The organism is Hujiaoplasma nucleasis (genome assembly GCF_013745115.1).
Lineage (GTDB): Bacteria > Bacillota_I > Bacilli_A > Izemoplasmatales > Hujiaoplasmataceae > Hujiaoplasma > Hujiaoplasma nucleasis.
Window position 1 is genome coordinate 1758171 of record NZ_CP051151.1, and the last position, 12470, is coordinate 1770640.

The window sequence follows — 12470 nt, forward strand, 5'->3', positions numbered from 1 at the left end:
GATAGGGAAATGAAAATTAGCAAAATAAGATATGCAACACTAGAAGAACTAGAAAAAATGCCTCGTTTTGATTTAAAATCGATGCCTAAAAAACCAAAATGGTATTTACAAGTATTGGCATGGTTCTTAGCCATTCCAGAAACATTGATAACAAGAATGACGATTAAGAAACACGGAATGAAGGAATTAAGAAATAAAGGATACTTACTTTTATGTAATCATAATTCCTTTTTTGATTTTAAAATGGCAACCCGAGCAATATTTCCTCGTTCAGCAAATTATATAGTAGCTATTGATGGTTTTATTAATAGAGAGAAAATTATGAGAAATGTTGGCTGTATTGGTAAGAGAAAGTTTGTTCCTGACCCTTCTATCATTCGTCAAATCGATCACTCAGTTAACAAAAATAAGTCTATATGTATGCTTTACCCTGAAGCCAGGTATTCACTTGTTGGAACAAGAGCCATATTACCGGAATCTGTAGGGAAGATGATAAAAAAATACCGATTTCCAGTCGCCACTTTAATTGCTCATGGTCATCATTTACATCAACCAGTATGGAATCTTAGAAAACACAATGTTAAAGTTCATGTGGATATGACCTACCTTTTAAGTCCCGAAGAAATAGATAACTTAAGCATTCAAGAAATTAATGATATTATAAAAAAAGCATTTTACTATAATGATTATGAGTATCAACTAAAAGAGAAAATTAAAATAAAAGACATATATAGAGCTGAAAATTTACATAAAGTTTTATATAAATGCCCTCATTGTTTTAGTGAATCATCTATGAAATCTAAAGAAACTATTCTTTATTGTGATCATTGTCATAACACTTACCATGTTGATGAATACAATCAACTTCACAATCTTAATGGTGATACTAAATTTACTATGATTCCAGATTGGTTTGAATGGGAAAGACAAGAGGTCAGGAAAGAAGTAGAGAACCATCAATACGAAACCATTACTGAAGTTTTTATTGATTCTTTACCTAATAGTACTGGTTTTTATCGTTTAGGACAAGGCAAATTAGTCCACAATCATCAGGGATTTACTTTATCAGCAATGATTAATGGCAGTGAGTTCAAATTAGAAAAACCAGTTTTATCAAAATATGGGGTTCACATAGAATATGAATATTTTGGTAAAGGTGATTGCGTTAGTTTATCAACAAACAATGACACTTATTATTTATTCCCAGTTAATCAAGATGTACCCATTAGCAAATATCATTTTGCTGCTGAAGAATTATATATCTATGAGGAGAAATTAAATGAAGCTAGAATCCATCGTCAAGAAAACGACAAAACCAGTCACCAAGCAGATGATTAAGATAGCCTTGAATGAATTAGGTATCAATAAAAACTCTAAATTAGAAGTTCATTCATCTCTTTCATCTTTTGGTTTTGTTGTCAACAAACAGTATGATGTGATTGATGCACTGGTTGAAACTATTACTCAAGGTGTTATAATTATGCCAGCCCATACTCCAGAAATGACTGAACCTACGGACTGGGAAAACCCGCCTGTTCCAGTTTCCTGGCATCAAACTATTATAGAGAATCGAAAACCCTTTGATCCTTTAGTCTTCGAACCTGAAAGAATTGGAGATATACCTAAGACATTTTTGAGATATCCTCATGTTCAAAGAACCTTACACCCTGAAGTATCATTAGCAGTCTATAATAGGACCAATGATTCTTCATGGTTAAATCATAGTTTTGATATGAGAGAATTAATCAATCCTTTATACAAATTAGTTGAAGAAAAAGGTAAAATTTTGATGATGGGTACTGATTTTTACACATGTACCTCAATTCATTTATCAGAGTTTATGTCTAAGCATGCAAGTTTAAGTAAACATGACTACCAAATAAAAATAAATGATCAAATCATAAAAAAAACCATCATCACCAAATACTTTGATGATGATGATTTGAATTTTAAAATTATTAGTGAAAGATATATAAACCAATATAAAAATACTGATGACTACAAACAAGTTCAATGTGGTTTAGCTACATTAACACTTGTAGATGCCAATAAACTATTCGAAATAGCAAAAGATTTTCACAGTCATTATAAGGTTCATTAGTTATAAGCGATATGACCATTACATCGGGTTTCTGTCCCGACTTCGTAATGGTCTTTTTTATTAAGAATGATTTGTCCTCTTCCAAAACCACCAGCAATCGGATCAACAAAAATATCGTGACCAAGTTCTTTTAATCCCTTAACAATTGAATCATCAAAATATGTTTCTAAAGCGACTTTTAATCCTTGATCCCATCTAAATCTTGGGGCATCTAAAGCCTCTTGTGGATTCATATGGTAATCTATCATATTCATAATGACTTGTAAATGTCCTTGAGGTTGCATGAATCCACCCATAACACCAAAAGGACCAATAGCTTTATCATTTTGCTTTATAAAACCCGGTATAATGGTATGGTAAGTTCTTTTTCTTGCTTGTAAAGCATTATGGTGTTCTTTATCTAGCGAGAAAGTATGTCCTCTATTTTGCAAGGATATTCCAGTTCCCTCAACCACTAATCCACTTCCGAACCCCATATAGTTTGATTGGATAAATGAAACCATATTTCCTTCTTGGTCAGCAGTAGCTAAGTAAACAGTCCCTGACGATTTATAATCAATCGGCTCCATCAGTTTCGCTTTATCAGTCAAATCTTTTTTTCTCAAATCTTTATATTCTTGACTTAATAAGTATTTAACATCCATCTTCATAAATTTAGGATCAGTTAGATATTTTTGAGTGTCTGAAAAAGCAATCTTGATGGCTTCTATTTGTTGGTGTAAAGAAGACGGAGAATCTTTAATAAATTCTTTATCCTTAAGCAAATTTAGAGCCATTAAAGCAGTCATGCCTTGACCATTTGGTGGTAATTCTAAAATATCATATCCCTTATAATCTACTGATAATGGTTCAACAAAATCACAAGAAAAACTTGATAAATCATCTTCATCAATAAAACCATCATATTTTTTCATGAAGTTTACAATATTTTTTGCTAAGTCACCTTTATAAAAACTATCAGCATTGCTAGAAGCTATTTCTTCTAAAGTTTCTGCCATTTCCTCTGACTTAAAGATATCACCAGCCTTATAGCGTCTACCATTATCAGTGAAAACTCTAAAGAAATGATTATACTCAGCTGTCTTATTATGTTTTTGATAATGCTCAATAGCTTTATCAAAATAATATCCTACAGTTTCATTTAAGACAAAACCATGTCTTGCTAGATGAATTGCTGGTTCTAAGACCTCTTCTAAAGATAAGTTTCCAAACCGTTTAATCAAGGTTGCCCAAGCCTTAGGTGTTCCAGGAACAGTCACTGGAACAAGACCATATTTAGGCATTTCATTAAAACCTCTTGCCTTTACTTTATCGATAGATATATTTCGAGAACTATAGCCAGAGCTGTTTAAACCATAAGTTTTACCTTGATAATGAATAATGGCAAAAGAATCACTACCGATACCATTGCTACAAGGCTCTACAACAGTTAATGCTGCTGCTGTTGCGACAGCTGCGTCAATAGCGTTTCCGCCTTTCTTGATAATATCAAGACCTGCTTGTGATGCTAAACCTTCAGAAGAAGCGACCACATTATTTTTCGCATAGGTTACCTTTCTACGACTAAAATACTGATTATTCATTTAAATCACCTCATAGTTATTATACCACATAAAAAAAAGTTAAAACTTATTTAGAGTTTTAACTTAATAGAACATATTTTCTATTTCTTCACGTCTCTTATTTTCTCGATAGTCTTCTCTAGTTTTTATATCATCAAAGCGAAATATTAAATAAGCTTGAACCAAAGTAATGATTCCAATAAAAACGTAATTAACAATAACAAAACCGTTGACAGCTTCAAGCATGTCCTGTCTATTGGGAGAAAAAAGTGTTCTTAATTGGGCGATAATTGAAAATCTAGTCGATGTGTAAAAAGCTATGTAGTATATGGCAATAAACATTAGTAGTCTTTCCATTAATCTTGGCAATTGATTTTGTAACATAATTCCAAAAGTTACAAAGAATATAGCAAAACTACCAACATCGACAAAGGCTGAAAACAACATAATGGCTCCTGTGTCAGGAATCAATATAAAGGCTCTTCCAATAAATCCAGTGATTAAAAAAATGTTGGTTGCATGGAAGGCAGTGATTAATCTAGTGCTCCGATAGAAAATTAAGCATAAAACATTAAATACTAAGACAGGTATTAACATAAACGGCGTATTTAAAGATTGAAATAGTCCAAATAATAAGCCGGATATTAGTATAAGGCTGATGTTGATGTTTCTACGCATAGACGCTCCTTTTTAAAAATCATAACACATTCAATTATAAAAGTAAATAAAGACTAGAAATGGATTATAACTGAGTAAACTTATAAATAATGCTTTTAACAATTTCCTTAGCCATATACATTTCTTTAACTGAAGCATACTCAAAAGGACCATGGAAATTATAACCGCCAGTACCTAAATTAGGACATGGTAAGCCCATAAAAGATAGTCTAGCACCATCAGTTCCACCTCGAATTGGTTCAATGATTGGTTCAAATCCATGTTCTTTAATGGCTTCAATAGCAATATTAATTTTACTTTGGTGATTTTTTAAGATTTCTACCATATTATAGTATGAGTCTTTAATCTGTAAATCACAAGCATGGAAACCATATTTTTTATTGATAAAATTTTGAATGTTCAAAAAGTCTGCTTTTTGCTTATCAAATAAAAGCTTATCATGGTTTCTAATAATCATCATCATTGTTGTTTTTTCAACAGTTCCTGATTGACTCACCAAATGATTAAACCCTTCATAATCCTCAGTAAGTTCTGCTTTTAGATTTTTTGGTAATAAACCATAAAATTCATTGGCTATATCCAATGAATTTATAAGTTTGTTTTTAGCGGAACCAGGATGAACTGATCTACCATAAAAAGTGAGATGAGCACTGGCTGCGTTAAAGTTTTCATAAGCAATTTCGCCAACCTTTGATCCATCCAAAGTAAAAGCGAAATCTGCATTAATTTTTTTTATGTCAATGAATTCAGTCCCTGTGCCAACCTCTTCATCAGGTGTAAATACAATAACAATATCGCCATGTTTAATCTCTGGATGTTCTTGTAATTCTTCAGCTATAGTCATGATTTCTGCTACACCTAATTTATCATCGGCGCCAAGTAAGGTTGTTCCATCCGTTACAATCAAATCATCATCTATTTTATCCAATAAATTTGGGAATTGTTTAGGATCTAAATAAATCTCTTTTTCTTCATTCAACAATAATCTTCCGCCTTGATAAGCTTTAATGATTTTAGCTTTAACATTTTTTCCGCTTGCATCAGGCGATGTATCTACATGAGCAATTAAAGCAAGGCTAGGGACTAATTTGTCAAGATTACTCGGAATTCTTCCGATGACATAACCATATTGGTCCATATCAGCCTTAATTCCCATTTGATTAAGTTCTTTTAATAAGTCTTTTAATAAAATCAATTGCTTATCCGTCGAAGGATAAGTTTTAGAATTTGAATCAGATTGGGTGTCGTAAGTTACATACTTTAAAAATCTTTCTAATAATTCCATATTTAGTATACCTCTCTTTTCCTGGTCCTATTTTAACATAGTATATTTCTTTTTATCAAATAATAATATTGAAATTATGTTATAATATCAAAAAAGGAGATGCTATGGGAAAACATTTTTTACACAAGCATCATTTAGATGATTTATTTGGAGTTCAACTTGTAAAATTAGGATTTATTATTAAGAAAACATTAAGCAAATTGAATATTACCGATCGTTTCTATGAAGGAAACTCAAAACATTATCACTATCCGAAAAAAGTCTTATGGAATATTCAAACCATGCAGGGTATCAAAGTAGAAACCTTGCAATATAAAAATCAAAATCCTAAGCATTGTCTATTGCAATTGCATGGGGGAGCTTATTTATATGATTTTAATGATAATTATAGAGACATGGCACATAAGTATATTAAAATTCATCCTGAATTTAAAGTGGTATCTCCCTATTATTCTTTAGCACCTAAATATCCTTTTCCCAAAGCCTTAAATGAAGTTTTTTCAATATATAAAAAATTGTTAGAAGAATATAAAGCAGAAAATATTATTTTTACTGGAGACAGTGCTGGTGGCGGACTAGTCTTAGCACTGGCTTATGAAATCAAAGATCAAGGTTTACCCCTACCTAAAGCAATTATTACCATGTCTGCTTGGACAGATTTTGCTGCAGAAGGAGATTCTTACAAGTATAATATGCATAAAGACATATTTTTTAGGGTGGGAGACACAAAACTAGATAAATTAGCTTATGCAGGTAATTATTCATATAAACATGACAAAGTCTCTCCTAAATATGGAGACTATAATAAACTACCTAACTTATTAATGTTTGTGGGTGGTGATGAACTGATTAAGTCCGATACCTTGGCTATAGGATTAAAACATCCAAATGCCATCGTTCATGAATTCGCTCGAATGTTTCATGTTTTTCCTCTAGGATTTAAGGTGATGTCATCATCTAGAAAAGCATGGGAGATTATTGAAGAATATTTAAACAAACAGTTCAGTGAGGAGAAAAACAATGGCAAAAACAAAGACTAGTCAAGATTGGTTTAAACTAGATAATTCAGCGAAAATATTTCCGACTGTATCTAATAGAAGCGAAACAAATACTTTTAGAGTGACCATCACTTTAACTGAGGATATCAATGCTGAAAAATTACAAGAAGCAGTCAATTTAATTCTTGAACGATATCCGATGTTTAAAGTAAAATTAAAAAAAGGTTTATTTTGGACTTACTTTGATTACAATTCAAAACCTTTTATTATACAACCCATGAACCACCAAATTTGTTCTGAAATGGACACACTAGAAAACAATGGTTACTTATTCAAAGTATATTACCACCAAAAAGACATAGCCATAGAAATGTTTCATTCTTTAGCTGATGGTGGTGGTGTTATGGAACTATTAAAATCTTTAACTTTTGAATACTTATTATTAGTAGGTAAAGAAATAACACCAGATAATTTAATTTTAACAAAGAATGAAAAACCTGAATTTGAAGAATATGAAGATGCAAATGCCAAGTTTTATGATCGTAAAAATAGAAAACATATTCCTGAACAAAAAGCTTACCGTATTAAAGGGACACACATTGATGAAGATTTTACAGGCTTGATATCAGGTGTCATTGATACAAAGCAAATGTTAAATCTTGCTAGAAGTCATGAAATGACTGTTACAGAGTATTTAACTGCTTTGATGATGTATGTAATTTATATCACTCAAATCCAATATAGAGAACATATAAAATCTAATCAAAGACCTGTAAAAATATTTGTTCCTGTTAATTTAAGAAAACACTTTCCTTCGAATACCCTAAGAAATTTTTCTAATTTTATAAAAACCGATATGGTCATGAATAAACCAGATATAACTTTTGAAGAAATAAAAGCATTGGTGAAAATCCAATTTGCCAAGGGTATAGAAAAAGAAGAACTCATTAGGAAAATGAGTGAAAATGTTGCTTTCGAAAAAAATATATTTTTGAGAATTACCCCATATTTTTTAAAAAACTTCGTATTAAAAATAGGTTATTCTATGTTGGGAATTAAATTAAATACCATGAGTTTAACCAATATTGGACGAGTGGTATTGCCAGAATCCATGAAATCCTATGTTCACGATGTCACGGCTGCAGTCTATGCGGGTAAATTTAACACAGTCAATTGTTCTATTATGACTTACGAGAATAAATTTAAAATTACCTTTACGAGATCGATTATTGAAACCAAAATTGAAAGAGAATTCTTTAGACACCTAAGAAAACAAGGATTGGATATTGAAATTGAAAGTAATTATGTGGAGGATTACGCATGAAATATTGTAATAAATGTGAAATAACCATAAAAACAAATCATGAATTTTGTCCTTTGTGCCACCAAACTCTAGAAACAACAAAAAGCGAAGAAGTTATAGAAAAATACCCTACTTATGAAGGAAACTTAAGACCAGTTAAAAGTTTGTTAAAAAAAATAATGTTGTTCTTGTCTACCACAAGTATTGTGATATTAGTGATATTAAATATCATTACAGGCTTAGAACAATTATGGGCCTTGATCCCTATTGGAAGTATCTTGTTCTTCTGGATATTTATGACAGTTGGTATATTATCAAGGCATAATATTGCATCGAAACTATTCTTTTTAACCATAGTCACTATCTTGTTTCTATATATGGTCGATGAACTATCGTTTTCTGAAGGATGGGCTTTAGATTATGTAGCACCATTATTGTTATTGACTTGTAATTTCTCAATATCATTAATCATATGGATTAAAAGAATAAACTACCGTGATTATATCTCATATCTATTATTAATTGTGATTTTTTCAATAATACCCGTTGTCTTGTTGTTGTTGAAGGTGATTAATGTTGAATGGCCTTCCTTAACTTCAGTAGCTTTTGCGGTATTTATATTTTTCTTTATTATATTCTTTTTTCCAAAATCAATTAAAGACGAAATTAAAAAAAGATTTCATGCATAAAAAAAATAGTGTTCATCGGATGATGAACACTATTTTTATATACTGATGTCTCCAGATAAACTTTTTTTACTTTTAATGGTAATTTTACGGTCATGATCCTTGTTTATAATTTTGATGTCTCCAGAAACTGATTTTAAAGATACTGATTCAGGATAAAATTCTTGCCCTATAAAATCTCCAGACACAGAATGATAGGTCAAATCTTTTGTATCTGAGTCATTGACTTTATAATCTCCTGATACTGTATTAATATTGAGTTGATTTTTTATGTGAGCTTTTTTTATTGAAAAATCGCCACTAACATTAGATACACTCATACTGTCAAAAGAAATTTCATCCAAAATTATATCTCCGGAGATATTTTTAACTTTAAAAGAATCTCCATGTACATTTCTTATTTTATAATCACCACTTATGGTATTTAGGTTTAAATCAACTAAATCTAAATCTTCAATATTTGCATCAGAAGATTTACTATTGATGTTGACTAGGTCCAATTGAACCTTTGGAACTTTTATGGTGAATGATTCTCCAGATTGTGAGAAAGATTTTATCTTGGATAGGAAACCCATTTTTCTTTCAATAGATATACAATTATGGTCTTCTTTTATAATGTAGTTAGATTTAATGATATTTTCTCCATAAATTTCAAATTCATTATTTTTGCTTTGTTTTATAATGATGTCTTCATTAATAAGTCTAATTTCAATTTTCCTAGCACTTGTTGATGTTAACAAAATATCAGAATACTTAGTGGTATTCTCTTCGTCTCCTTTTGAGTCTTTAGCCAAATCTCTAGCTAAGTCCTCAGGTTTTCCGAATTTATTAGGGATGTCCTCATCATTTAATCCCTCGTTTTTAGCTTCTTGAATCATTTGACATAAATCATCGATGATATCTTGAATATCAAAATCATTTAAACCATTATTTTTCAGTTCTTTTCTTAAATCTTCTAAGTATTTCTTCATTTTTTTTCCCTCCTTTATTGAGAATATCATAGACACCGCCAATAAAACGATCCCATTCATCTCTTAATTTTAAATAGAAATTAAATCCTTGTTCAGTCATTTTATAATACTTTCTTGGAGGTCCACCTGAGGATTCTTGTAAGTAGGTTTGAAAGTACCCCTCCTTAGTTAAACGTCTCAAAATAGGATAGATGGTGTTTTCGTTCACATCGAGATGTAAAGATATTTCATTGATGATCTGGTAACCATACATATCTTCTTGGGCAAGTTCAGATAAGACACATAGTTCAATAATTCCTCTTTTAAATTGTGCGTTCATAAGCCCTCCTTGACTAAATTATAACACAGTAGTGCGCAAGACACAATAGTTAAATGAAAAAAAGACAAGATTTTATTCTTGTCTTTATCCAACTAAGATAGATTCTTTTGGATAATCAATTTTACCTGTGTAATCTTGTTTCCAATTCTTATTGATTATTCCAAATACTGTGATTGGTCCTAAACGACCAATAAACATTAAAATAGCAAGTAAAATTTTCGTGGCTGGTAATATTTCTGTAGTGATTCCAGTAGATAAACCAACAGTACCAAAGGCAGAAAATGTTTCAAATAATATATTAAGCATTTTATTATCATAAGTCATATTGTTTGCTTCAATCAAAGAAATGACCAAAAAGAAGATGACTGTAATTGAAAATGCTAACATGGCAATGACTAAAGCTTTTATTCGATTAGCGTGATCAATAACTCTTTTATGAGTGATTAAAGGCTTACCTCTTAAGAAAGAAATAATGGAACCAAATATAACGTAAATAGTAGTGGTTTTAATACCACCACCAGTAGAGTTTGGAGATGCCCCAATAAACATAAAAGAAATAATAACGATTAAGGTGACATAATTGAATCTAGATATATTAACCGTTGAGAAACCAGCAGTTCTAGTTGTGACAGATTGAAACATAGCTTGTAACCAAGTGACTTGATTGTATTCTAAAAGTTTAATGAGTAATGTACCTGAAACAATTAAGAACAAGGTAACTTTAATGACGATTTTTGAATATAAAGTTAAATTTTTCCAATTTTTCTTTTCTAATATATCTCTAATAACAATAAAACCAATACCACCAACAATAATCATAAACATAGTGTTGATGTTTAACAATACATTGGAGCTATAAGCTTGTAAAGAAGAATCACCTAAGATATCAAAGCCAGCATTATTAAAACTTGAAATTGAATGGAAGGCTGATATACCCAGAGCTTCCAAAAAAGGAAAATCTTGTATAAAAACAATAAAGTTAATACCCATTCCAATAAATTCAATGATAAAAGTAACAATGATAATAGATCTAACAAGTTTAATCATTCCACCATGAGTAGGCTGATTTAAAGCTTCTTTGACTAAATATCTTTCTGTAACACCAATTTTAATACCTAATATAACCAATACGTAAACAGCAATAGTAACAATACCTAAACCACCAATTTGAATGAGTAAGGCTAAGACGACTTTCCCGTAAATTGTAAAAGAATCACCGATGCTGCTAATAGTAGATAAACCAGTTACACAAACGGCTGATGCTGATAAGAAAATAGAATCATACCATGATAAAGATCCGCTAGCAACGGTGGTATAAGGTAGTTTTAGTAGGATAGATCCAATGACAATTATAGAAAAAAAACTTAAGAGAATAATAATCAAAGGCGAAAATTTTCTTTTCTTCATAGAGTGTCCTCCATTCGACAAGTTATATAAATTATACACCGGAACTTTTTTTTTAGCAAATCATCTTTTATCATTTTTATAATCATATAAATTTGTTATAATGGATGGGTAAAGGAGAGTGTATGTTAGTATTGGTTGGGCCGAGTGCCTCAGGAAAAACTGAATCTGCTAAAATCATGATGAACAAGTATCCTATTTCTAGGGTGGTAACATGTACCACCAGACCTAAAAGAGTCAATGAAATTGATGAATTTGATTATCATTTTTTATCGTGGGAAGAATTTTTATTAAAGAAAAAACAAGGTTATTTTATCGAAACTGCACATTATAATCAGTTCCATTATGGAACACCTAAAAATGAACTAGCAGATGATAAATTTATCATATTAGAACCTAAAGGTTTACAATCGTTTCTTAAACTTGATATCCCTATAGTCGCCATTTATTTAAAAACTAAAGAAGAAATTCGAATTGAAAGAATGAAAGAAAGAAAAGACAAAATAAAAGATATCAAAGAAAGGATAAAAGAAGATAAAAAAGAATTTAATTTAAAACATATTCAAGGATTAGATTTGGTGATTGATACAACGAATTTAAGTTTGTCTGAAGTGGCTGACTTAATCTATAAAAACTATATAGATATATTAGAAAAAAAGAAAGCTAAAATCAATCAATTATCTTTATTTGAGGATTAATAATGAATATTACTATTAAAGATGCACAGATAGAAGATAGTCCTTTAATCTTAGATTTTATTAAGGGTATCGCTGCTTATGAAAAACTTGAAGACCAAGTAGAAGCAAAGCTAGAAGATATTAAAAAATCCATTTTTATTGATCAAGATGCCCATGTTATTATTGCCTATGCAGATAATCAACCTGTTGGATTTGCCCTATATTTTTATAATTATTCGACATTTAAGGGTAGAAAAGGTTTGTATCTAGAAGACTTATTTGTATATGAAAGATATAGACATTTAGGTATAGGTAATCAACTCTTTGATTTCTTAAGAGAAAAAGCAAAAAAAGAAAATTGTGGAAGAATGGAATGGGTTTGTTTAAATTGGAATCAAAAAGCCATTGATTTCTATTTAAAAAAACAAGCTATACCCATGAAAGAGTGGACAATTTTTCGGATTGATGAAACAAATTTATAAAGCA

At 30.5% G+C, this 12470-nt stretch carries 13 protein-coding genes; 7 read left to right on the top strand and 6 right to left on the bottom strand.

The annotated features are described in order from the left end of the window. Positions 1–9 precede the first annotated feature (9 nt). Together HF295_RS08460 and HF295_RS08465 are read left to right on the top strand one after the other, a co-directional pair. On the top strand, positions 10–1338 hold the full coding sequence (locus HF295_RS08460) for a lysophospholipid acyltransferase family protein (protein WP_312031742.1): 1329 nt from the start codon (positions 10–12) through the stop codon (positions 1336–1338). Continuing rightward, entirely contained in the window at positions 1280–2101 is an 822-nt protein-coding gene (locus HF295_RS08465) for an AAC(3) family N-acetyltransferase (protein ID WP_312031743.1), read from the top strand. The genes HF295_RS08460 and HF295_RS08465 overlap by 59 nt, the downstream gene beginning before the upstream one ends. On the opposite strand, the gene HF295_RS08470 is transcribed toward HF295_RS08465, so the two are convergent. From HF295_RS08470 to pepT, 3 genes are all read right to left on the bottom strand, one after another. Continuing rightward, complete coding sequence (locus HF295_RS08470; RefSeq protein WP_312031744.1) at positions 2098–3684, bottom strand: gamma-glutamyltransferase family protein; 1587 nt, start codon at positions 3682–3684, stop codon at positions 2098–2100. The two genes, HF295_RS08465 and HF295_RS08470, sit on opposite strands and share 4 nt — an antisense overlap. Before the next feature lie 63 nt (positions 3685–3747). After that, complete coding sequence (locus tag HF295_RS08475) at positions 3748–4341, bottom strand: hypothetical protein (RefSeq protein ID WP_312031745.1); 594 nt, start codon at positions 4339–4341, stop codon at positions 3748–3750. A gap of 64 nt (positions 4342–4405) precedes the next feature. Further along, the gene (pepT, locus tag HF295_RS08480) at positions 4406–5626 is read right to left on the bottom strand and encodes a peptidase T (protein ID WP_312031746.1); all 1221 of its coding nucleotides are present in this window, start codon (positions 5624–5626) and stop codon (positions 4406–4408) included. Between the two features lie 104 nt (positions 5627–5730). Here pepT and HF295_RS08485 point away from each other — a divergent pair, with 104 nt between their 5' ends. Genes HF295_RS08485 through HF295_RS08495 form a run of 3 tightly spaced genes read left to right on the top strand, consistent with a single transcriptional unit; the run spans position 5731 to position 8616 of the window. Then, the gene (locus tag HF295_RS08485) at positions 5731–6666 is read left to right on the top strand and encodes an alpha/beta hydrolase (RefSeq protein WP_312031747.1); all 936 of its coding nucleotides are present in this window, start codon (positions 5731–5733) and stop codon (positions 6664–6666) included. Continuing rightward, on the top strand, positions 6647–7948 hold the full coding sequence (locus HF295_RS08490) for a hypothetical protein (RefSeq protein ID WP_312031748.1): 1302 nt from the start codon (positions 6647–6649) through the stop codon (positions 7946–7948). Before HF295_RS08485 ends, HF295_RS08490 begins: the two co-directional genes overlap by 20 nt. Further along, positions 7945–8616, top strand: a complete 672-nt coding sequence (locus HF295_RS08495) for a DUF6320 domain-containing protein (protein WP_312031749.1) — start codon at positions 7945–7947, stop codon at positions 8614–8616. The genes HF295_RS08490 and HF295_RS08495 overlap by 4 nt, the downstream gene beginning before the upstream one ends. Positions 8617–8651: 35 nt before the next feature. Here HF295_RS08495 and HF295_RS08500 read toward each other — a convergent pair whose 3' ends face one another. The 3 genes from HF295_RS08500 to HF295_RS08510 form a co-directional block, all read right to left on the bottom strand. Continuing rightward, positions 8652–9584 (bottom strand): DUF4097 family beta strand repeat-containing protein, encoded by a 933-nt coding sequence (locus tag HF295_RS08500; RefSeq protein WP_312031750.1) that lies wholly within the window; start codon positions 9582–9584, stop codon positions 8652–8654. Beyond that, positions 9541–9903: a PadR family transcriptional regulator gene (locus HF295_RS08505; protein ID WP_312031751.1), complete on the bottom strand. Its 363-nt coding sequence runs from the start codon at positions 9901–9903 to the stop codon at positions 9541–9543. The genes HF295_RS08500 and HF295_RS08505 overlap by 44 nt, the downstream gene beginning before the upstream one ends. Positions 9904–9987: 84 nt before the next feature. Then, complete coding sequence (locus HF295_RS08510) at positions 9988–11310, bottom strand: TrkH family potassium uptake protein (protein ID WP_312031752.1); 1323 nt, start codon at positions 11308–11310, stop codon at positions 9988–9990. 122 nt (positions 11311–11432) lie between these two features. Between HF295_RS08510 and HF295_RS08515 the strand changes: the two genes are divergently transcribed. Beyond that, complete coding sequence (locus HF295_RS08515; RefSeq protein ID WP_312031753.1) at positions 11433–12005, top strand: hypothetical protein; 573 nt, start codon at positions 11433–11435, stop codon at positions 12003–12005. Positions 12006–12007: 2 nt separating this feature from the next. After that, positions 12008–12466 carry a GNAT family N-acetyltransferase gene (locus HF295_RS08520; RefSeq protein WP_312031754.1) on the top strand — a complete coding sequence of 153 codons (459 nt, stop codon included), beginning with the start codon at positions 12008–12010 and terminating at the stop codon, positions 12464–12466. Positions 12467–12470 lie beyond the last annotated feature (4 nt).